Consider the following 23,294-nt stretch of genomic DNA (forward strand, 5'->3'; position numbering starts at 1 on the left):
CAAAAAAAGAACCGTTCCCTCGAATGAAGAAACGGTTCAGCATATTTTAACAATGAATGTTTATCAGATTCCAAGCAACAACTCACCGGCATTTTTCCCGTTGGTAAACATACGTTCCGGATTTTCAATCATTTCCTTGACTTTTACCAGGAAGCCCACCGAATCTTTACCATCGATGATGCGGTGATCGTATGAAAGTGCCACGTACATCATTGGGCGAATAACTACCTGCCCGTCGACAGCAACAGGACGTTCAACAATGTTGTGCATCCCCAGAATTGCCGATTGCGGCGGATTGATGATCGGCGTTGAAAGTAGCGAACCAAACACACCACCATTAGTAATGGTGAATGTTCCTCCTGTTAATTCTTCCACCGATATTTTTTTGTTACGTGCTTTTTCGGCCAGCTCTTTTATTTCAAGTTCAATTTCAGGCACCGATTTACTTTCGGCATTGCGCACAATCGGCACCATCAATCCTTTTGGCGTTGAAACGGCAATACCCACATCAACAAATTGAGGCTGAACGATTTCGTCGCCATCAATCTGTGCATTAACCATCGGGTGAAATTCGGCAGCCACGGCAACAGCTTTAGTAAAGAACGACATAAAGCCAAGTTTAAAACCATGCTTGTCGATGAACTGCTGCTGGTACTTTTTGCGCATGTCCATTACAAAACTCATGTCGATCTCGTTGAAAGTGGTCAACATGGCGGTTTCGTTTTTTACCGAGACCAGGCGGGCACTCAGTTTCCTGCGCAAACTCGTCATCCGCTCGCGATCCTCATCACGGCTGGCTTCTTTTTTAGGCACAAACGATTCGGCTGATTTCGGGGCACCCATGGCAGCTTCCACCTCTTTTTTACCAAGGCGCTTCAGGCCACTGATCACATCGTCAACCGAAAGATTATGCTCTTTCAGCATCTCTTTAGCTACCGAAGTAACCTTTACTTTATCATATTCTTCCGATGCTTTTAACTCTTTGGCCGGGGCAGCTTCTTTCTTTTCCTCTTTCTTTGTTTCTTCTTCCTTTGTCTCTGCCTTCTCCTTCTCATCTGTCTTTTCCTTTTTCGGCTCCGGAGCCACGCTGGTATCAATAGTGCAAACTACGGCCCCAACTTCCACGGCTTCACCTTCTGAAGCTTTTTGTTCAATTTTTCCACCTTCACTGGCCACAATGGTCAGGGTGGCTTTATCCGATTCTACCTCGGCAATTTCCTGATCTTTGTTAACAACGGCTCCGTCTTCAACAAGCCAGGTACCTATTTCTACTTCGGTTATTGATTCTCCCGGACTGGGAACTTTAATTTCAACGATCATGGTTTTATTTTTTCGCTAATAGCTTATTATCTAACTAATTGGAGCTCATTAAACGGCAACTTCCTTTTGCTGAAAGATCGTTTGGATGAGTTTTTCCAGACTTTGTTTGTGTATTTCCATTAAACCTGCAGCCGGACTGGCACTTTCAGGTCGGGCCACCACTTTTAATCCCAGCGTTGCAAGTCTTCGGCTGAGAAATGGCCAGGCTCCCATATTTTGTGGTTCGTCCTGTGCCCAGATCAACTCATCTGCTTTGGTGTATCTTTTTACGATACCATCAATAAGTTCGGCAGGAACAGGATTTAACTGCTCTATTCGAACCAGGGCGATGTTACTGATCCCATTTTCGGTTTTGTGTTTTGCAAGATCGTAATACAAGCGGCCGCTGCAAAAAACCACCTTTTCAACCAAATCAGGTTCGGCAGTAGAATCATCAATTACCTTTTGGAAACCTCCTTCGGATAGTTCTTTAAGGGTGGAAGTAACCATCGGATGACGCAGCAAACTTTTAGGCGTAAACACCACCAGTGGTAAGCGAGTATTCATTTTCACCTGTCGGCGTAATAAATGAAACATATTGGCAGGCGTGGTCGGAACAACCACCTGCATATTGTTTTTGGTCGACAATTCGAGAAACCTCTCAATTCGTCCACTCGAATGTTCCGGTCCCTGTCCTTCGTAACCGTGCGGAAGGAATAACGTCAATCCGTTCATCAGTCCCCACTTTTCCAGGGCCGATGTAATGTATTGATCGATAATTACCTGGGCTACGTTGAAGAAATCGCCAAACTGGGCCTCCCAAATCGTTAATCCGTTAGGTTGTGCCAGTGCATAACCATATTCGAATCCCATTACACCGTATTCCGACAACAATGAGTTGTAGACATTAAACGATGCCTGATTTTCAGATATATGCTTCAAGGGACAATATTTGTCTTCCGTTCCCTCGATGATGAAGGCTGCATGACGGTGAGCAAAAGTACCTCGTTCACTGTCCTGCCCACTTACACGCACCGGATGACCTTCTGATACCAAAGTTCCGTAGGCAAGTAACTCGCCCATTGCCCAATCCAAACGATCATCGTGAATCATCATTTTACGATCAGAAATAATTCGATCCACCTTTTTGAAGAAAGGCAGTTCTTCAGGCAGGGTATTCATATTTTCAGCAATCGTTTTGATCGTTTCAATATCAACGCCGGTATGAACGGCTTCATTGAACATTCCCTCTAAAGGCATCTTGTAGGCTTCGTATTCCTTGATCAGGAATTGTCGGATCTTCAGTTTATCGATTTTCTCAGAAGCAGTGTATTTCTCCGCCAGAAACTGGTCGAATTCTTTTACTTTATTCCTCGATTCTTCAAGCGACATCACCCCTAGTTTATCCAGCTTGTCGGCGTAAATATCGCGCGGATTTTTATGCTTCGAAATGGCCTTGTACAACATGGGTTGTGTAAAACGCGGTTCATCACCTTCGTTGTGCCCGTATTTCCGGTAACACAAGATGTCGATGAACACATCAGTATGAAATTTCTGACGGAACTCCATGGCCAACTTAATGGTATAAACCAGCGCTTCCACATCGTCGCCATTCACGTGGAAAACAGGAGAACGGGTTACTTTCGCCACGTCGGTACAATAAGTACTCGAACGTGCTTCGAGATACGGCGTTGTGAATCCAACCTGGTTGTTAATGACAAGGTGAATGGTTCCACCGGTTTTATAACCCGGAAGCTGCGACATTTGGATGGTTTCATACACTACTCCCTGCGCCGCAATGGCTGCGTCGCCATGAATAATGATGGCCGCAGCTTTTTCGTAATCTCCGCCATAAGCGGCTTCAATTTGCGAGCGTACCATCCCTTCGACAATCGGGGCAACCGTTTCAAGGTGCGACGGGTTGGGCAACAACTTTAGTTTCACTCGCTTATCAAAATCGGTAGTTACTTCGTTCTCGTAGCCCAAATGGTATTTTACATCACCCTGGGCAATATCGTCTTCAAACTGTTTTCCGTAAAACTCCTTGAAAATATTCTCGTAAGGTTTTTCAAGAATGTTTGCCAGTACGTTGAGTCGACCACGGTGTGCCATTCCCAAAACGAACTCTTCAATACCAAGTTCCGATCCACGTTCGATCACCGAATCAAGTGCCGGGATCAAAGCTTCAGCACCTTCAAGCGAAAAACGTTTTTGACCAACAAACTTTTTATGAATGAAGTTCTCGAAACCTACCGCCAGTTTCAGGTGATAAAAAAAGTGTTTGCGCTTCTCGTCAGAATAAGTACCCGTGTTTTTGGTGCTCTCCATCTTTTCGCGAAGCCACTGCACTACTTCCGGATGGCGCATGTATACGTATTCCACACCCACCGATTCGCAATAAGTCTGTTCGAGATGGGCAACTATGTCTTTTAATTTAGCAGGACCTATTCCAATTTCGTTTCCCGCCTGGAAAGTAGTTTCAAGATCTTTCTTCTCAAGACCAAAATTATCAAGTGCCAGTGTTGGCAGGTATCTGCGTCGTGCACGCACCGGATTGGTTTTGGTAAAAAGGTGACCACGTTGACGGTAACCATGTATCAGATTAAGGATGGCAAATTCCTTGTCAATATTATCGAGTTTAACTGCGGAAGGTTTTTCAGGATAATTTTTGCGTGCCAGTTCGAAGCCTTCAAAAAAATGCTGCCAGCTCTTGTCCACCGAATTCGGATCTTCCAAATACGATCGGTAAAGGTCCTCAACCGCCTCTAATTCCTGATTTCCCACAGAAGAAAATTTATCCATTGTTGATTTTCAATTAACATTTGATTGATATTCAGAAAAACAATGCTTGGTTTTTATTGTTTAGCCGAAACTTTACTTTTTAGGGCTAAAATAGCGGTTTATTCGCTTTTTTTCTAATCAGCGTCATATTTGATTTTGAGAAAGAATTGGATTGGCTATTTTTGCTCAAAAATTACAACGATGTTACAGCGAATTCAAACCGTTTATATTTTGCTTGCAGGTTTACTGACAGCAACCCTTTTTAAATTTAAGCTTGCCGACTTGTCGGTAAACAGCGAATTGATGCAATTTTTTGCCAAAGGTATTTTTAAAAGCGAAGAAGTTGTTTTTGACGGCTTGCCCATTATACTTTTCATTGGGCTGATCACTTTACTGCACTTCGTCATTATTTTTCTTTTTAAGAAAAGAGTTCTTCAAATCCGGATCCTGGTATTTACCATTATCCTTTTAATCGGGCTGTTCGGCATGTTCTTTTACTTTACTTATGCCGGTTTCGAAGGTGCAAAAGTTGCATTCAAAATTCCTGTTGCTTTTCCGCTCATTGCTGTTATTCTTGATTGGCTCGCCATTCGTGCCATCGGAAAAGATGAAGCACTAATCAGAAGCCTGAATCGTATCCGATAGAATTTCAATCCTTTAAAAGCATCAAAATCCGACGAGATGGAAGCCATGATTTTTGCTGCCGGACTTGGTACCCGCCTGGAAGGTGAAACCGCTGATAAACCCAAAGCGCTGGTTGATGTGGGCAGAAAGCCTTTGATTCAGCATGCCATCGAAAAGCTGGTAAATGCCGGAGCTTCAAAAATAGTGGTGAATGTGCATCATTACGCGGAACTGTTAACAGGTTTTATAAAAGGACACAGCTGGGGAGTTGATGTGCAGGTTTCGGATGAATCGGGCCGCTTGCTCGAAACAGGAGGCGGACTAAAAAAAGCTGCACCGCTGTTCTCCGGAAAAGAAGCCATTCTCATCTACAATGTCGATATCCTGAGTAGCTTAAATCTGCGGCTTTTGTACCAATCGCATCTCGAAAGTAGTGCCCTGGCTACTCTGGTAGTCAGAGACCGGGAGACAAGCCGCTACCTGAAATTCGACGAGGAGATGAAACTTTCGGGCTGGCTGAATAAATCAAGCGGCGAAACCAAAATTTCCAGACCGGATGTGTTTGAACAATCTAAAGAACTGGCTTTCAGCGGGATTCAAATCGTTCAACCTGAAATATTTGAGTTATTCCCTTCGGAAGATCGTTTTTCCATCACCGACTGGTACCTGGAACTGGCAAAAACCAAGACAATAAAAGGTTATTTCGATGCATCGGATCTGTGGATGGATGTGGGAAAACCGGCAGAACTTAAAGCAGCGAGGAAAAGGTTTAGTGTTCAGTAATCAGTGTTCAGTATTCAGTCGCAGTTTTCAGTCCTTCAATCCCTCATTCAGTCAATCTGTAATTCCGGTATTCAAAAAGTCGTACCCCCGTACGTTTTTCAATCCAGTATAAGAGCCGGTATTTCAGTTTCATGTTTACTTTTTTCAAGTCGGGCTGAAAGTTCCAGTTTAAGCGCTTGATGCGTTGCTGCATAATTTTGGGATGACTTCCTTCGAAACGCGTCAGTGCATCGTATTCGGCCGCGTAATCAAATTCTTCCAGTGCTTTGTTGGCAGCCTGTTCTTCCGAAATACCGCTGTAAAACTCCTTTACCGCCTCCACTTTTTGCTGCATTTCGCGCGGATGCCGCACCCAGCCATAGTGATAGATTTCGGCGGCTACCTGAACGACTTTTAACTTCTGCCCTGCTTTTCGAAATCCCTGTGCATCTTTGTACGACCTGATCGACTTGTCGTTTCGTATCACGCGAATCTCTTTACGGTACCAGTGGCGGCAGTCGCCCACAAAATCGTATGAACCATAAAAGTGACGGTAATCAAAAAGCAGTCCTTCCACCGCTTTTCGCTCCAGGTTTTCAGCCATGGCTTGCTTCACCACCGGCAGGTACTTTTCATGGAGTACCTCATCGCCCTGAATGTAAAAACACCAGTCGTATTCGTCGGGCACAGCGTCGAGTGCTTTATTCGTTTCGTCGGCATACACACGACCACCTTCTTTCAAATCCTCGTTCCAAATGGTATCAACAATCGATATTTTTTCGGGAGCAACAGCTTCAATCAACTCGCGGGTATTATCATCCGATTCTCCGACTGCTACCACAAAATGATCGCAAAGTGGCAATACCGATGAAATGGCTTCCACCACCGGGAAATCAAATTTTACGGCATTCCGAATAAAAGTAAATCCGCAAACTTTCATGATTTTTTAGTTTTCTTCTCCACCATAAAATACAGGAAAAACTCGATGGCCGAAATCAACATGAGCGTGTCGCCCAAAAGTTCAATTCCTTCTTCGGTTGCGGCTTTTGCCAGCCGGTAACTTTCGTCGTGATAAAGCAGGCGCCAGAATTTCGAGCGCCCGAACAATCGGCTGAACACCAGAGTAACCAACAGCCCCGCCAGGAACCAGTGCGATGCCGGATTTCGAAAAAATTCGATACACGACTGTTTTATTTTCTTGAAATCGCGGATAAAGAGCAACACCAAAATGACAAGAACAACCAGCACCGGAAAGATCCATTTGTCGACAAGAAAATTGAATTCGCGGATAAATGCCATCAGAAAAAACAGGGATACAAAATTACTCACCACGCGTATTTCTTTCCACCTGTAACCGATGAAAATGTAGGCAACAAAAAGAATGAAAAGCAAAGTTTCCTGTGTGATTTCGGTAAAGGTCAGTTCGCCAAAATAACCTTCCTCCTGCGGAAAAGCAGCGTCGAAAAAAATGCCCTGAGCCATGCCGTACAAAAGCGCGCCGTAAACGAGAACTCGTAATACAACAAATAATGGTGAGTAGATTTTCATACAATAGATTTGAAGCACCTAAATTATAATTTTTAAGGCATAAAAAAAGCCGGAGCATTAACAAACTCCGGCTTTCCTGTTGTCGATATTCACCTACTCGGCGGGCGCCAGTGCAACACTGATCACATTATCGAAATCAAAATAGTCTTTAAATGCTTTTTTCGTACTTTTTACACTCAGGTTTTCCACCAAATCGTTATACGTTCCGAATTGTGAGAAATCGCCGTTTTTGATGTAATACGTACTGCTTAGTATGTTCATCCAAAAGCGGTTTTCGCGCAGCGCCAATTCACGTTCGCGCAGCATTTTTTCTTTGGCCTTATCCAATTCTTCCTGTGAAGGACCATTATTGGCATATTCCTGAATGATCTCAAAAATTGCCGTTTTCAATTCATCCAGTTTGTCGGGTGAAGTTCCGTAAGAAATTGCTAACGTGTATTCAGCTTCCGGAAATTTCGATGTTGACGGGCTCGCACCAATGGAGTAAACACTTCCTTTATCTTCGCGAATCACTTCGAGCAGTCGGGTCGTAAGTATGCGGCCGAGTGCATCGAGCTGTACTTTGTTTTGTGCGTTATAATCGAGATCGCCATGGAAAACAATGTATTGTATGCTTTTATCTTCCTGACCTTTGTGTACTACTTTATTTATTACTCCATCCGGTTTTTCGATACCCAGATTAACCCATTCTTCCTGCTTATCGAGTGTCGGAATTCCCCCAATGTATTTCTCAACCAATGGCTTGAAAATTTCCAAATCGATGTTTCCAACAAAGAAGAATTTAAAGTCGGAAGCATTTTTGAAACGTTCCTTGCCAACTTGTTTGATGCGGTCGAAAGAAATTTCACTCAAACGATCGACCGACATTGGTTTTTCGCGTTCGTTATAATTCGACAAAACCACATTTAAGGTATCTCTGAAATTGGCTTCAGGCGATGTTGACTTGTTTTCGAGAATGGTAGCGTATTGTTTCATCAGCGACTGGAAACTCACGTCGTCGAAACGGGGCTCGGTAAAATACATGTACAACATTTGCAACATAGTCTCAACGTCTTTCACCGACGATGATCCATTAAAACCTTCGCGCAACTCGCCAATGTACGGAGAGAGGCTAAACACCTTATCGGAAAGCATTTTATTTAAGGTGATCTCATCGAAATCGGCAATACCACTTTGTGACATTACATCGGTGGTAAAACCAACAGATAATACATCGCTGTTCGGATAAAGGGAACTACCTCCCAAACTCCAGGCGTTGAGCAGGATTTCATCGTCTTTGAAATCGGTGGTTTTCACCACTACCGTGGCACCGTTCTCCAGTTTCCATTCTACGGCATCTACTTTATCCAACGATTTTTCTGCAGAAACTTTGCTGCCATAAGGTTCATCTGCCAATAAAGGTACGTTGGCAACCGCATCAATATATGGTTCAACTTCGGTGTTTTCAACGTCATCGAGCAAGGCTAAAACTTCATCTTCTGTTGGAACAATAGTTTTTTCGTTTTCAGGAGCGGTGATAATTACCACACGATTTTCTTTGGTGACCCATTCTTTGGCCAGTTGATTGACCTCATCGACAGTTATTCCAGGAACAAACTCCTTGTAATAGGTGTATTCATTTTCCATGCCCGGGAAAGGCTCCTCGGTGAGCAGGAAATTACGCTGATACTCGTTGGCGTAACTGATCGATTTGGTATTGTTCCGCTCATTATAGGCCTTTTCCATATTATTCAGCACTGCCGTTTTTTGACGTTCCAGCTCAGTTTCGGTAAAACCAAATTTCTTTACACGCTCGTTTTCCAGCAATACTTCCTTCAATCCGGTACTAATTTTATCACCCTGAGTAACGGCTACTGACATATAAGTACTTAAAGGTCCGAACTGATGGGAATAAGCCGATTGTCCAAGCAAGAAAGGTGGATCGGCTTGTTGCGTTTTCTCCGACAAACGATTATTAATCATCCCCATATACAGGTTCTCCACAATTTGCTTTCGATAATCGGCAATGGTTTTCGACTTTTCCAAATCGTGCTTATAATAAACGTAGGCAATCGGATATTGAGCTTCTTCATCGGTATTAATACTCACCAAAGTTTCTGGATGTCCCGGTATATCAAAATACTCTTTCGTACGTTCATTTGAAGGAGTGGGAATGGAAGAAAACTTTTCTTTTACCTTTGCCACCATCTCCTGCTGATCAAAATCACCAACAACAATCAATGCCTGCAGATCGGGTCTGTACCAGTCGTTCCGGTAACGTCTTAAAACCGATGGCTCGAAATTTTCAAGTACATCAACTTTCCCGATTGGCAAACGATTAGCATATTTTGAATCTTTTAAAAATACAGGCAACCACTCTTTCATCATACGATCATTGGCACCTCGTCCCATTCGCTCTTCTTCCAAAATAACGCCTCTTTCGGCATTAATCTCTTCATCCGAATCTGTATTCTGGCAAGCCCAGTCGTATAAAACCTGAAGGCCTTTTTCCATGTATTCCGCCTCGTCGAGCGGAACTTTCAACATATAAACGGTTTGGTCAAAACTGGTGTAAGCGTTTATTTCCGGCCCAAATTCCATTCCGATCGATTCAAAATAATTGATCAATTCGTGTTTTGGGAAATTTTTGGTGCCATTAAACGACATGTGCTCGCAAAAATGCGCCAGTCCTTGCTGGTCGTCGTCTTCGTCAACCGAACCTGCTTTAACAACCAGCATTAGCTCGGCACGGTTTTCGGGCTCATCGTTGGCCCGCACATAATAGGTCATTCCGTTATCGAGAACGCCCTTGCTCACTGCCGGATCTTCCGGAAGTTTATCACTTAAACTTAAATTGGGTTGAGCGGCCAGGATCAGGACACTCAACATCAGAAATGTACTTAATAGGAATTTCATTTTAATATGTTTCAATTGAATTTAACTAATGTGTCTGAAATTTGATTGAAAGTTACAAATTATTCTAATAATGGCTTTACCGAGACGGCAAAAGCATCTTGTTCGTTACTGGGGACCAGCGGATATCGGTGTTTTATCTTATCGGGCGAATTATCGGTTAGAAACGAATGCCGGGTAGTTTCGAGCAAATCAAAGTCGTTGTAATCATTCCCTACACCTAAGGTTTGATCGGCGTGAATTCCATTGCGTCGGCATATTTCCAGAACACCGTTTCCTTTTGAAACCGAGCGGTGAAAAATTTCGAGCCAGATGTAACCTTTTGTTAACGGCGATGAAGCTCTTATCACACGAATCTCGGGGCAAAGCGCTTCAATAGCTGCCTTTAAGTTTCGGAAACGCTCTTCATTTTCTTGCAGGATGACCAAAAACTGGCACAGTTCACCGCTGGGCAGCGTATGCTCTTCAAGTTCCGTAGCATGCGCTTTGTTGAACTCGAAATAACGTTCGAACTCTTCGCAGAGTTCCGCGCCTCTGAAGTAAAAATGTTTGTGATTGTCGGGAACCGGATAAAAAGCATGGAAGTTCAGCTGCTGATCCACAAAAAAATTCAGCAACTTACGTGCCGAATCAGCAACAATGTTCTGACTGTAAATATGTTCCTGTTTTTGCCAGTTGTAAACTCCCGCACCAGACGAAAACACAATATAATCAAACGGTATATCCGTATTCAGCACATCTTTTACTTTTTTTAGATTGCGACCCGTAGCGGCTACACGAATAATATTTCGTTCGCCAAGCCGTTCCAATGCCCTTAAATTGGCTTTGCTGATGGTACGATCGTTTCGAAGAAAAGTACCATCCAAATCTGTTGCAACCAGTTTTACGTCTCTCATTGTGTGCCTTTTCTCAACTGTAAAAATATACAAATAAGCACCACATTAAATCAAAGTCATGCAAAATTCTGATGAACCTGTTTGTCGGGCTAAAAAATGCGTTCATCGAAATCTTTTTAAGTTTGAAAGCAAGGTTTATAGATTTGTGTATTATTATATCTTTGTGGCTTATTTTTAATTAGGATAGAATAAAAAAACAGATGAAGATAGCACTGATTGGTTACGGCCGAATGGGAAAAGAAATTGAAAAAATCGCACTCGACCGGGGCCACGAAATAAGCTTGAAAATTGATGTAGACAACCAGTCGGATCTTACTGCCGACAATCTGAAAAAATGCGATGTAGCCATCGAATTTACCATTCCTGCTTCAGCAATCGATAATTATAAGTTATGTTTTGAGGCCGGTATACCAGTGGTTAGCGGAACAACAGGCTGGCTCGACAGGAAAGAAGAAGTGTATGAAAATTGTGAATCAAAAAACGGCACCTTTTTTTACGCCAGTAACTTTTCGGTTGGCGTTAACCTGTTTTTTGAACTAAACCGGAAATTGGCGGCTCTAATGTCAGACCGAAGTGAGTACGATGTGGAAATGACTGAAGTTCACCACACACAAAAACTCGACGCACCGAGCGGAACAGCAATCAGCCTGGCAGAAGATATCCTAAATGTTTCGCCAACAAAAAACAAATGGGTTAACGACAAAGTACCTGCAAGCAACGAACTCAATATTACATCGGAACGCGAAGGACAGGTTCCGGGAATACATACAGTAAAGTACGAATCGGAAGTGGATTACATTGAAATTACCCATAGTGCAAAAAGCCGGAAAGGCTTTGCATTCGGGGCAGTTTTGGCCGCCGAATTCAGTGCAGAGAATAAGGGTATTCTTACCATGAAAGACTTACTTAATTTATAAAATCAGAGTAAATGATACGTTCTATAATTACAAACAAGTGGTTCAAGTTCATCACCGTTGGAACACTTTATGCCTTGTGGGTGATCTGGCTAGGAAGCTACCTATGGTTTCTGGGACTTGCCATAATTTTCGACATCTACATTACCGAGAAAGTTCACTGGGCATTCTGGAAAAAGAAAAATCCGCCAAACGGAAAACAAACCAAGGTTGTGGAATGGGTCGACGCCATCATTTTTGCAGTGATCGCAGCGACTTTTATCCGTATGTTCTTTATTGAAGCATACACCATTCCCACTTCTTCGATGGAAAAATCGATGCTTGTCGGCGATTACCTGTTTGTAAGCAAAACGGCTTACGGACCAAAAACACCCAACACTCCCCTCTCGTTTCCGTTCGTTCATAACACCATGCCGATCATCGGCGGAAAATCATATTCTGAAGCCATTGAAAGACCATACCACCGCCTGGCCGGTTTTGGTGATGTAAAAAACAACGATGTGGTGGTATTCCATTTTCCTGAAGGAGATACTGTTGCACTGGGAATGCCCACGCAAAGCTATTATCAAATGGTGCGGCATTACGGCAGAAACAGGGTTTGGACGGACAAACGGAATTTCGGAGATATCATTTCTCGTCCGATAGACAAACGCGAAAACTACATTAAGCGCTGTATTGGTATTGCGGGAGATAAAATTGAAATTAAGAAAGGCCAGGTTTATGTGAATGATGAACCACAGAAACATTTCGACGGAATGCAATACAACTACCTGATACAAACCAGCGGAACATCAATTAATCCGAAGGCTCTGGACAAATTGCATATTTCAGAGGCCGATCGAAGAAACGGCACATACTCAAGTGAACGATACATGCTGCCATTAACCGACGATGCAGCGGAGAAATTACGTGCTTTTGCCAATGTTGAATCGGTAACTAAAATCCTGGAAGAACCCGGACAATGGGAACCCGATATCTTTCCATCGGATAAACGCTACCAGTGGAACGTTGATAATTTCGGACCGATTACAATACCGGCAAAAGGAGTTTCCATCGATCTTGACGTTGATAATCTGCCGCTGTACAAACGTATCATCGATGTATACGAGCAAAACGACCTGGAAGTGAATGGCGATGTAATTAAGATTAACGGAGAAGTGGCCACCACTTACACCTTTAAAATGGATTACTACTGGATGATGGGCGATAACCGCCACAATTCAGCCGACTCGCGCTACTGGGGATTTGTTCCCGAGGACCACGTTGTTGGTAAAGCAAAATTTATATGGCTGTCGCTGGATAAAGACAAAGGTTTCCCGGCAAATATTCGCCTCAGGAGAATGTTCAGCACAGTAAAATAAACGGCACAATAAGAAAGAAAAAGAGCCGGCTTCACAATTGGCTCATAAGATATTCGTTTAAAGGATAATAGGCAACTGTTATCCTTTACTTATATTTGTAAAAACGTTATTATGCAAGCCGTAGTCATCCTTCTTCTTATTCTTGCAGTGTTGCTGGTGATTTTTACACTTCAAAATCAAATGGATATCACCATTCATCTTTTTTTCTGGGACATTGAAAAAGCTCCGCTGGTCTTGGTATTGTTAGGTTGTATTTTTCTGGGCTACATTTTGTCGGCCATTTATTTTTACCCGCGACTGTGGAAGTTGAAAAAAGACTATAAAAAACTCATTCGTTTTAACGACGAACTAAAGCAACTACACGAATTGGAGCATCCGCAAAAACCTGAAGATGAAGTTACCGATCCGGAAGGCATTGAATTTGATGACGACGATGAAGAAGATGATTCGTTTTTCAAGGACTGATCGATGGGTTTGCATTGCCCTTTAGATAAGTGGCAAAAGAACAATTTCAAATGTTGCCTTTTGAGGATTTTTCTTCTTTATTATTTTTAGCCAATGATTTCGAATCCAATACTTTTAAGTACTGCTTATTTTGCCCCGGTTCATTTCTATGCCCGTTACCTGCAACACGAGCCGGTTTACATCGAGCAATACGAGAATTTCACCAAACAAACCTATCGTAACCGCTGTGTAATTTCGGGAGGCAACGGACCAATTTCGTTAGTAGTTCCAGTTGTTAAAGGACGGGGGCCTAAAATCCTGATGAAAGACCTGCAAATCTCCTATGATACCGAATGGCAGCGAAATCACTGGCAAACTATCGTTTCGGCTTACAACTCTTCGCCTTATTTCGAATATTACCAGGATGATCTGTTTCTTTTTTTCCGGAACAAAACTCAATTCCTACTCGATTACAACCTGAAAATTCATGAAATGATTTGCGAGGTGCTGGAGCTCGAAAACAAAATAATACTAACTACGGATTTTGAGGATGTTCCTGACAGTACCTACAATTTGCGTGAAGGCATTTCACCAAAAAACAAGGAAAATACCGATCCCGAATTTAAGCCTGCAAGTTACACTCAGGTTTTTAGCGAGAAATTCGGATTCCTTCCTAACCTCAGTATCCTCGACCTGCTTTTTAACGAAGGGCCCAACGCTTATACCCTGCTCATCAAAAGTATCAATTCACACATTCAACTATGAATAAACGCAGTAATAAATACATAAAACTTGGAATTTTTTTGATGGTTTTTTCAGGTGTGTTTTTTGCCGCTACACTGATCATTCCGTTTTTCGATCTGCCTACCAAAACAAAAGTAATTGCCTCAACTACAAGCTTTGTGCTTATGGAAGTTGTATTCTGGTTGGGTGGATTGCTTGTAGGAAAAGAACTTTTTACACGTTACAAGCAAAAACTTAATCCGAGAAACTGGTTTAAAAAGAAAGAATCGGTCGATGACAAGGAAGATTCGACCGCAGATTAAAGAATGCGGAAACCGACAGAAACCATAAAAGTGGTATTTTTCCCGTCGAACGAAGGTGCTTCATATATGGTATTTCCGTGCTCCATTTTTAAATCGAGGGTGAGAAACAATACATCAATACCGGCACCGTACTGCAATCCCACGTAGTGATCGTTAAAATACTCCTTGTTAAATTCGTGATCTCCGCTCAATGACTTATCCGTAACAAAACCAAAAACCGGACCGGCCAGCAGGTGCAGTTCAAGGACTTTGGCATCCAACAAACGAACTCCGAAAAGCAGCGGAACATCTACCGCACTGTAATCGAATTCACCGGCAAAATCAAGCGGATTCGAGGAAAATTCACCTCCTTTTTTGGTAAAATACACTTCGGGCTGTAGAAAGACTTTACTTACTCCAACACGCCCAAAAGCCCCAAAATGCATTTTGGTGACGGCATTTTCGTTATAATCTTCAATATCTAAACTGATTTTAGAAAAATTCACTCCACCTTTTAATCCCAGATCGAAAATGAGCTGTGCCGATGAAGACATTGCAAAAACACTTAACACAGCGAGAATCAGAATCCATTTCATAGTCCCAGTTTTCTTTAATCAACTAACGTTTTATTTCAAATATAAGTATATCAACTCACCCAATCCGCATTTTAAAAAATTAAATCGCCCTGTTCGATTCTTTACTTCATTGCCCCAATAAGACTTCAATAAAATCACGTTTAATAAAAATATGATTGTTGAAATTATGCGCAGTTTTAAGTCACTGAATTTTATCTTATTACAATTCGATTTTATACCATCTTAACACCACGTGTAAAAAAACCTGCATAATTTTTGCATATTATCGATTAAGATTAATTCTGAATAAGACGTAAAATACTGATTATACTTGCCAGTTACAGAATTAAGTCGTATCATTATATTAAACATATACCAACAATATTTAACGTTTACTCAGCTTATATCCCGTCACCATTATAATACTCGATTTACTCACCTAAATTCTCTACTATAATGAAGTATCTCGGATCAGACATCGGCTCAATTTCAGTTAATACAGTAATTCTTAATGATAAAAAAGAGGTAGTTGAAGAATACTACGATTACAGTCGCGGCAGGCCTTTTAATACCTTGAAAGATCGCTTATCTTCACTTCTTAAAAAACATAAAGATCTTTCAGGAATCATTGCTTTAACGGGCACAGGAAGTAAACTTGCGTCAAAACTTTTGAACGGAATTGCAGTGAATGAAATTGTTGCTCAGTCGATAGCAGTCATGGAGTTTTATCCTGAAGCCAGAACTGTGATTGAGATGGGTGGTGAGGATTCAAAACTTATTTTTTTAGAAGAGAATGAAGTGAAGGAGGGAATGAAACTTTCCGATTTCACTATGAATAGTTTGTGTGCCGCCGGAACCGGTTCCTTCCTCGACCAGCAGGCAAAACGAATCGGAGTTTCCATTGAGAAGGAATTTGGTGAAATGGCACTGAAATCGAAAAAACCGCCGCGTATTGCAGGACGATGTTCGGTTTTTGCCAAAAGCGATATGATACACCTCCAGCAAGTTGCCACACCAGTTTACGATATTATTGCAGGATTGTGTTTTGCTGTTGCACGAAATTTCAAAAGCACACTGGGCAAGGGCAAACCACTGGTAAAACCCATAATTTTTCAAGGTGGTGTTGCTGCTAATCAGGGCATGATCCGTGCGTTTACCGAAACCTACAACCTGTTACCCGGCGAACTTCTTGTTCCGAAACACTTTGCATCGATGGGCGCAATCGGGGCAGTGTTGTATGCGCTTGAAACAAACAACATTTCCAACGATATAATTTCACTCGATAAACTTAACAAGCACTTGCAAACCGGATCAAACAGTGAAGAAACATTACTCAAGTTAAGCGATAAAAATCACCAACTGATTAAAGGAGTTTTTTCGCTGAACGGGCAGAAAGATGTGGAAGCATATCTCGGAATCGATGTGGGATCCTTAAGTACTAATGTTGTGATTATCGATAAAAACAACAATGTACTTTCGCGAAGGTACCTGCCAACTGCGAGCCGGCCACTGGAAGCCATTAAAAAGGGACTGGCAGAAGTGGGGGCAGAAGTAGGACACAAAGTAATAATTAAAGCAGTAGGAACAACCGGATCGGGGCGCTATCTTACCGGCGATTTCGTAGGTGCCGATACCATTCAAAACGAAATAACAGCCCAGGCTACAGCTGCCATTCAGATCGATCCGGAGGTGGATACCATTTTTGAGATCGGTGGCCAGGATTCAAAATACATCAGCATCTCAAACGGTGTGATTGTCGATTTCGAGATGAACAAAGTTTGTGCTGCCGGAACGGGCTCATTCCTGGAAGAACAGGCCGACAAACTAGGAATCAATATAATCAATGAATTTGGTGAAAAAGGATTGTCGGCCGAACAGCCGGCAAAACTGGGCGAACGCTGTACGGTATTTATGGAAAGTGATTTAAATACCCATCAGCAAAATGGTACCGAAAAAGACAACCTCATTGCCGGACTGGCCTATTCCATTGTCCATAATTATCTGAACCGCGTGGTTCGGGACAAACCTGTTGGCAATAAAATCTTTTTCCAGGGTGGTGTAACCAACAACAAAGCTGTTTTGGCAGCTTTCGAAGAAGTCACCGGGAAACCCATCCATGTTCCCCCGCATTTCGATATTACCGGAGCCATAGGCGCAGCAATTCTTGCCCGCAAATCGATGAATGGCACAGCAAGTCGTTTTAAAGGATTCGAGATCAGTAAAACCAATTACGAAACCGATAATTTTGTCTGTAAATCGTGTGCCAATCACTGCGAAATTAAGCGAGTAAAGATTGAAGGTGAATCCAAACCACTGTTCTACGGTGGTATTTGTGATAAATATGAAGTTGACGACCGAAAAAATGCCGGTGCCGACTTGCCCAATTTTTTCGAAGAACGAGAGGAAATGCTGGCCGAGGGATTTCAAAACAACATGGAAACAGAAAAAACCTCAATTGGGATTCCACGAGCTTTAATGAATTACTACCAGTTGTTTCCATTCTGGAAAACGTTTTTTACAGAACTCGGTTTTAACCTCGTTATTTCCGATGAAACCGATAAAAAGATCATTACCAGTTCGCTTGAAACCATGGTGTCGGAAACCTGCCTACCGGTTGAATTGGTGCATGGCCACGTGCTCAACCTGGTAGAAAAGGATGTGGATTTTATTTTCCTGCCGTTTGTGGTAAATGTTCAGGGCGATAAATGCAATCCTACCAATAACTGCAATTGCCCTTGGGTACAATCGCATCCCTATCTCGTTAAATCGGCATTCACCGATCAGAAAATACGAGATAAATTACTCATCCCTTCCCTGCATTTCAGGTATTTCGAACGAGCACTAAAAAAAGAACTGAGCCAGTTTTTTACGGATAAATTCGACCTCCCAAAATCTCAGATCATCAAAGCCATCAACAAGGCCGATCAGAAACAAAAGTTGTTTGAAAAGAATATCAAACTAAAAGGCAAACAAGTATTAAACCAACTGGATGAGAACCGTTGGAACCTGATCATCATGGGGCGCCCATATAACACCGGCGATCCATCGCTGAACCTGCGGCTGATAAAAAAACTGCAAAACATGAATGTTCAGGCCATTCCTATGGACTTTTTGCCGCTTGAAGAAGAAAATATTTTTGAAGAATACCCGGGAATGTACTGGCCCAACGGACAAAAGATCTTACAGGCATGCCGGATCATCGCCCGCACTAAAAATCTGTTTAGCATATACCTCAGTAACTTTCGCTGCGGTCCAGATTCCTTCCTCCTTCATTTTGTAAAGAAAGAAATGAACGGCAAACCGTTTATGCACCTCGAAGTGGATGAACACAGTGCAGATGCAGGAATGATAACTCGCATTGAAGCGTTTCTCGACAGTTTAAAAGGTTGGAAATTAAATAATGAAATTGTAGCAACTGCAGAACAACCTGAGATCACCAATAAAGAATCAAAAGAACGCTTTAACGCCAGAACAATATATTTTCCATATGCAAGGGATGCCGTACATTTTATTTCGGCTGCCTGCCGCAGTTGCGATATTCCGAGCGAGGTCCTTCCGATGGCCGATAAAGAAGATCTGGAACTGGGAAGAAAATATACCGACGGGCAGGAGTGTTTCCCCTTTGTATGCACCCTTGGAAGCTTTCTGAAAAAACTCAGACAACCGGGAACAGATCCGTCAAAAAGCAGCTTTTTTATGCCCGATCATAATGGTCCCTGCCGTTTTGGAGAATACAATAAACTTCACCGACAAGTATTTGATAAACTGGGATATGAAGAAGCAAAAATAGTTCACCCCAGCAACGAAGATGCGTATGCCAGCATTGCACCCGGACAATCGACCCGGTGGAGGAAAAATACCTGGCAGGGAATTGTGGCCGGTGATTTGCTTCGAAAGATGCAGGAACAAACACGACCGTATGAAATTGAAAAAGGGCACACCAACAGGGTTTATGAAAAGTACCTTCAGGAAGCCATTCATTCAGTAGAAAACAACTGCAAAGGACTAACTTCAGTTCTGGAAAGAGCAGCATTGGAATTTAAATCTATCCCCGTCGAAAATCCCGGTAGCAAACCGATTGTTGCCATTGTTGGCGAGATCTTTATGCGCGATAATCCTTATTGTTCGAACTTCCTCGTCGACCGAATGGAAAAACTCGGTGCCGAAACCGTAATGGCTCCTTTTGGCGAGTGGATCAATTATTCCACCATCCGTTTTGTGCGCGATAGCCGTTGGAAAGGAAACATGAAAAACCTGTTAAAAGCAAAAGTTCAGCTTTTCTTTCAAAAAGCAATTGAGAAAAAAATTACAAACAGTCTCAATTCCATTTTCAAATTAACACGGGAAGTGGAAGTGGAAGAAATGCTCGAGAATTGTGGTGAATTCATTCATAAAGATTACGATGGCGACCCGCCACTCGCCATAGGATCGGCCGTATTGCTGGCCGAAAAACAAATTTCAGGCGTAGTAAACATTTTGCCTTTTACATGTATGCCCGGAACAATAAACTGCACGGTTTCACAAAACTTCAGGCAAAAGTATCACGGTCTGCCCTGGGAGAATTTTGCCTATGACGGCAACGATAACATTGGCGTGGATACACGATTCGAGGCTTTTATGTTTCAGGTTAAAGAGTATCACGAGCGTCAAAAACTACTAAAACAGAACTAATTACCGGAATTCACGTATTCTCTTTTGCCGGAATAATCAATTTGCCTATAACTGAGAGTGAACATTTATGCGGATAAATCTCAGGCACGGAAATTGTATTATCAAGATTAAATGAATTGCCATGAAACGACTTCTAACCTATATATTTATATTTGGTGTCATTCTTCTCGCGGCTTGTTCAAGTCCACAATACTTTCACGATACATCAAGTTTCGAACGTCAGAAAGAATTAAAAAATACCCGTTCGGCCAATGTTTTTGGCGATATATTTTTAGGTGTTACCTCGGTTTGCATGGCAGCAGCTTTTGATGGCGAGGTTGAATTTTACCCCACCGAACAGCAATTTAAGAAGATCATTCTTATCAATCCTACCCAAGACACTATGTATGTGAATATGCTGACCGATTTGTACTGGGACGAAAGCAATTACTGTGATTTTATGGACATTCGCATTCCACCAAAAATGGAATGTAAAGTTGTGGTCCCGATGAATGCCAACTACAACCTTTATTTTAGCCCGACACCCGAAAGTCACGACGACGAGATGCTTGAAATTTTCACCAGCGATATTAAACGCATCGCGTTAAAACCGAACTTGACAACACTTGGCGATAACAATAAATAAAGCTTATAACATCACCTTCCAGCCGCTCTTTATTTGCCTAATATTAAAGCTCTTATCCATTGTATTTAAGATCGAATTTTCATAACTTTATTTAACGTCTCCATTCGCAAGCCCGATTTCTCGTGATGTTCAGAGCAAAAAACCAAAAAAAATTAACGTCATGGAGAAACAAGAATTTATTGATTTTGCCCGGGAAAATCCGGCATGTTTTATGGCCACATGCGATGGCGACCAACCTCACGTCCGCACACTAATTCTCTTCTTTGCCGATGAAACAGGTTTCTATTTTGGAACTTTATCTCCCAAGGAAATGTGCCAACAACTGCACAAAAATCCTAAGGTGGAAATTTGCTTTTACAATCATCCGACAGAACTCGCGAAAGCCAAACAAATGAGAGTTACCGGAGAAGTAGAATTTGTTGACGATCCGGCACTCAAACACCGCTTGCACGAAGAAAGACTGATGCTTGACGAAATTGCCGGCAAAAACCTGGAACCCTACTTCGAAATTGTTAGAGTATCGGCCGGAGATATGCATTTCTGGACCATGATGGATGCTAGTCACGAAGCCGAACTGGAACACCTTGTTTTTTGAAAAAGAGGAAACAATCATTTTTTAATTCCACTGAATGTTGGCTTTGTCAACATTCAATACTAAAAAACCAATATCATGAAAAACTTTAAAAATTTACTGAGTTTCTTAACCCTCCTTGCTTTTTCATTTGTGTTTCTACCTGCCTGTAACCAGTCGCCTACAGATATCACCGAACAGATACAAACAGCGAATAATGCTTTTATGGAAGCATTCAACAGCGGCGATGCTCATGAACTAGCCATAAAATACACCGCTGATGGCCAACTTTTCCCAAGTAACAGCGATGTTATAAAAGGACAGGAAAACATTGAAGTCTTTTGGAACGGTGCCAAAGAGATGGGAGTTGCAAAAGCTGAACTTGAGACGACAAAAGCAGAAGCAGTTGGAGCCATGGCCGTGGAAACCGGCCATTACAAACTTTATGCACAGAATGACCAAATGATTGACCATGGGAAATATGTTGTAAGCTGGATGAAAGTAGACGGTAAATGGAAGTTACATAACGATATTTGGAATACCAGTGTACCCGAGTCACCGATAAAGGGAGCCTGGAATTTAGTAGAAATAAAAAACATAAATGATGGCGCTGTGACAAATAGTTTTCCAAATGGTAATGTTCAAATGCAACAAGTAAAAATTTGGACAGATGGGCACTTTTCCTTCACCGGAACTTACGCAATGAATAATGAAACATCGAATAATTACGGTGAAGGAACCTATTCTCTAAATGGAAATATTTACACCGAGAATATTGACTACCATGTTTCAGAACCACTCATCGGCACTTCAATAAAAATGCATATAGAAGTAAAAGGAAATACACTAACCCAAATCTATCCGGTGGATGACAGCGGCAATTACGATGAAAATAATTACTCCATTGAGAAATATGTGAAATTGGACTAAATCTGATTAACAAATAGTCATGAAAAAAATTGAATTCGACTTGAACGGGCCGGATGCGATCAAGCTATCCTGGCTACTGAGTAACGGGCAGGTTTTTATGCTTACCTGCTCCAATGCCGAAAGATCTGTCAATGGCATTATCACAGCCTGTTGGGTAACTCCTACTTCTCATAATCCGCTACTACTGACAGCGTCAATTGGAAATGGGAAAGAGGGCACCGAAGCCTACCGTTTTTGCCACTCGTTGATCAACGAAACCAAAGAATTCGGATTGAACATACCAACACCTGAACTTACCGAAGCACTGTTCAAAATTGGCACAACCCATAGTAATGAGGTGGATAAATTTGCCGAAAGCGGGTTGACTGCCATACCCGGGAAAAAGATAGGTGCGCAGTTGATCTGGGAGTGTTTTATGAATATTGAATGTAGAGTATTTGACCAGTTTGTTACCGGCGATCACACCGTTTTTGTAGCTAAACCGATTGCGGCATATATGAATAGCGATGTAATGACAGATGGTAAATTCTCGGATAAATATCACGACAAGAAAAACCAGGTTCAGATGTGCGATCTGATAACAATGTGGGATATGTGGTAAAATTATTTGAAACAAAAATTGTGAAATTGACAATCCAACCAAAGCAACCGGCGTGGTGGTTCTGGGCCATCACCCTGGTTTGTATAGTTGCAGCCTTGGCCGGCTGGGAAGATGGATATGACCTGGTTATTCTGATAAGCGCCGTACAGGTGATTTTTTTTACCATCAGAGAAAAAAGTTTGTTCGCATTCGATACCCAGGTCAAGTTAGGTTAGTCTACTTTACCTATTCCCTTTTCGGCTTCTGGGAAGGTGCCCGGTTCTATTTCTTTCTTCCCCTCCTGCTTGCGACTTTTATGGTAACTTACTATGATAAGTGTTCCATAGCCATGGCAAAAAAAAGATGCCCTGGAATAGAGATTAAACCTTCAGTTTACACGTAAAAGTCTTATGATCAACCGGCTTACCCGTTGAGGTAGTAATCGACTAAAATTGATCAGGACTAACTGTTGATAACCACGATATTAATTAACAATCGATTTCAGACTATTGTGTCGTATTGTCTTATTTCCTAAATTGTATATAGGACAAAAAAAGAGGGAGGGTATTCCATATCATGAAAACGCAACGCTACAACATCTGGATCATTCTGGCCATTATTTTGCTTTGTGTAACCGCAGTGCTGTTGTTCCCGGTAGCATTCGACAATAAAGAAATTTACAAAGCCATCATTTACCTGTCGATTGGTATTGTGTTGTTACTCTTGTTCTTTCTTATCAAAGTACACGTTTTCGAAACCGATAAATAAGAGAACGGGCTTTATTTTTCATTTCACC

21 protein-coding genes are annotated in these 23,294 nt (G+C 42.0%); 14 read left to right on the top strand and 7 right to left on the bottom strand.

Annotated elements, in window-relative coordinates; all coding sequences use genetic code 11:
- Window positions 1–63 precede the first annotated feature (63 nt).
- Complete coding sequence (gene odhB / locus WFY05_RS20160) at window positions 64–1,320, bottom strand: 2-oxoglutarate dehydrogenase complex dihydrolipoyllysine-residue succinyltransferase (protein ID WP_340114736.1); 1,257 nt, start codon at window positions 1,318–1,320, stop codon at window positions 64–66.
- A gap of 48 nt (window positions 1,321–1,368) precedes the next feature.
- A complete protein-coding gene (locus WFY05_RS20165; RefSeq protein WP_340114737.1) occupies window positions 1,369–4,101 on the bottom strand; it encodes a 2-oxoglutarate dehydrogenase E1 component in 2,733 nt (910 codons plus the stop codon).
- 180 nt (window positions 4,102–4,281) lie between these two features.
- Here WFY05_RS20165 and WFY05_RS20170 point away from each other — a divergent pair, with 180 nt between their 5' ends.
- Window positions 4,282–4,725, top strand: a complete 444-nt coding sequence (locus WFY05_RS20170) for a DUF4293 domain-containing protein (protein ID WP_340114738.1) — start codon at window positions 4,282–4,284, stop codon at window positions 4,723–4,725.
- A 36-nt stretch (window positions 4,726–4,761) separates the two neighbouring features.
- Window positions 4,762–5,487: a nucleotidyltransferase family protein gene (locus WFY05_RS20175; RefSeq protein WP_340114739.1), complete on the top strand. Its 726-nt coding sequence runs from the start codon at window positions 4,762–4,764 to the stop codon at window positions 5,485–5,487.
- Window positions 5,488–5,530: 43 nt separating this feature from the next.
- Here the strand turns inward: WFY05_RS20175 and WFY05_RS20180 are convergent, their stop codons facing one another.
- From WFY05_RS20180 to WFY05_RS20195, 4 genes are all read right to left on the bottom strand, one after another.
- On the bottom strand, window positions 5,531–6,406 hold the full coding sequence (locus tag WFY05_RS20180; protein WP_340114740.1) for a glycosyltransferase family protein: 876 nt from the start codon (window positions 6,404–6,406) through the stop codon (window positions 5,531–5,533).
- Window positions 6,403–7,014, bottom strand: a complete 612-nt coding sequence (locus WFY05_RS20185) for a hypothetical protein (protein WP_340114741.1) — start codon at window positions 7,012–7,014, stop codon at window positions 6,403–6,405. The genes WFY05_RS20180 and WFY05_RS20185 overlap by 4 nt, the downstream gene beginning before the upstream one ends.
- A 93-nt stretch (window positions 7,015–7,107) precedes the next feature.
- Window positions 7,108–9,909, bottom strand: a complete 2,802-nt coding sequence (locus WFY05_RS20190) for a M16 family metallopeptidase (RefSeq protein WP_340114742.1) — start codon at window positions 9,907–9,909, stop codon at window positions 7,108–7,110.
- A 59-nt stretch (window positions 9,910–9,968) separates the two neighbouring features.
- On the bottom strand, window positions 9,969–10,802 hold the full coding sequence (locus WFY05_RS20195) for an HAD-IIB family hydrolase (RefSeq protein WP_340114743.1): 834 nt from the start codon (window positions 10,800–10,802) through the stop codon (window positions 9,969–9,971).
- A 200-nt stretch (window positions 10,803–11,002) separates the two neighbouring features.
- On the opposite strand from WFY05_RS20195, the gene dapB reads away from it, so the two are divergent.
- From dapB to WFY05_RS20220, 5 genes are all read left to right on the top strand, one after another.
- Entirely contained in the window at window positions 11,003–11,719 is a 717-nt protein-coding gene (gene dapB, locus WFY05_RS20200; protein ID WP_340114744.1) for a 4-hydroxy-tetrahydrodipicolinate reductase, read from the top strand.
- Between the two features lie 11 nt (window positions 11,720–11,730).
- Window positions 11,731–13,077: a signal peptidase I gene (gene lepB, locus WFY05_RS20205; protein WP_340114745.1), complete on the top strand. Its 1,347-nt coding sequence runs from the start codon at window positions 11,731–11,733 to the stop codon at window positions 13,075–13,077.
- 111 nt (window positions 13,078–13,188) lie between these two features.
- Window positions 13,189–13,542: a LapA family protein gene (locus WFY05_RS20210; protein WP_340114746.1), complete on the top strand. Its 354-nt coding sequence runs from the start codon at window positions 13,189–13,191 to the stop codon at window positions 13,540–13,542.
- Window positions 13,543–13,635: 93 nt separating this feature from the next.
- Window positions 13,636–14,286, top strand: a complete 651-nt coding sequence (locus tag WFY05_RS20215; protein WP_340114747.1) for a WbqC family protein — start codon at window positions 13,636–13,638, stop codon at window positions 14,284–14,286.
- Window positions 14,283–14,567 carry a transporter suffix domain-containing protein gene (locus WFY05_RS20220; protein ID WP_340114748.1) on the top strand — a complete coding sequence of 95 codons (285 nt, stop codon included), beginning with the start codon at window positions 14,283–14,285 and terminating at the stop codon, window positions 14,565–14,567. The genes WFY05_RS20215 and WFY05_RS20220 overlap by 4 nt, the downstream gene beginning before the upstream one ends.
- On the opposite strand, the gene WFY05_RS20225 is transcribed toward WFY05_RS20220, so the two are convergent.
- A complete protein-coding gene (locus WFY05_RS20225) occupies window positions 14,564–15,142 on the bottom strand; it encodes a porin family protein (protein WP_340114749.1) in 579 nt (192 codons plus the stop codon). The two genes, WFY05_RS20220 and WFY05_RS20225, sit on opposite strands and share 4 nt — an antisense overlap.
- A gap of 435 nt (window positions 15,143–15,577) precedes the next feature.
- Here WFY05_RS20225 and WFY05_RS20230 point away from each other — a divergent pair, with 435 nt between their 5' ends.
- From WFY05_RS20230 to WFY05_RS20260, 7 genes are all read left to right on the top strand, one after another.
- Entirely contained in the window at window positions 15,578–19,792 is a 4,215-nt protein-coding gene (locus WFY05_RS20230; protein ID WP_340114750.1) for an acyl-CoA dehydratase activase, read from the top strand.
- Between the two features lie 121 nt (window positions 19,793–19,913).
- Entirely contained in the window at window positions 19,914–20,417 is a 504-nt protein-coding gene (locus WFY05_RS20235) for a hypothetical protein (RefSeq protein ID WP_340114751.1), read from the top strand.
- Window positions 20,418–20,577: 160 nt separating this feature from the next.
- Window positions 20,578–21,012, top strand: coding sequence for a pyridoxamine 5'-phosphate oxidase family protein (locus tag WFY05_RS20240; RefSeq protein ID WP_340114752.1), 435 nt, complete (start codon window positions 20,578–20,580; stop codon window positions 21,010–21,012).
- Between the two features lie 75 nt (window positions 21,013–21,087).
- The gene (locus tag WFY05_RS20245; RefSeq protein WP_340114753.1) at window positions 21,088–21,918 is read left to right on the top strand and encodes a YybH family protein; all 831 of its coding nucleotides are present in this window, start codon (window positions 21,088–21,090) and stop codon (window positions 21,916–21,918) included.
- Between the two features lie 19 nt (window positions 21,919–21,937).
- The gene (locus WFY05_RS20250; RefSeq protein WP_340114754.1) at window positions 21,938–22,519 is read left to right on the top strand and encodes a flavin reductase family protein; all 582 of its coding nucleotides are present in this window, start codon (window positions 21,938–21,940) and stop codon (window positions 22,517–22,519) included.
- A 26-nt stretch (window positions 22,520–22,545) separates the two neighbouring features.
- Window positions 22,546–22,734, top strand: a complete 189-nt coding sequence (locus tag WFY05_RS20255; RefSeq protein WP_340114755.1) for a hypothetical protein — start codon at window positions 22,546–22,548, stop codon at window positions 22,732–22,734.
- Window positions 22,735–23,074: 340 nt separating this feature from the next.
- Window positions 23,075–23,266 carry a hypothetical protein gene (locus tag WFY05_RS20260; protein WP_340114756.1) on the top strand — a complete coding sequence of 64 codons (192 nt, stop codon included), beginning with the start codon at window positions 23,075–23,077 and terminating at the stop codon, window positions 23,264–23,266.
- The last annotated feature ends 28 nt before the right edge of the window (window positions 23,267–23,294 follow it).

The sequence above is a fragment of the Maribellus mangrovi genome (assembly GCF_037646455.1).
Lineage (GTDB): Bacteria > Bacteroidota > Bacteroidia > Bacteroidales > Prolixibacteraceae > Draconibacterium > Draconibacterium mangrovi_A.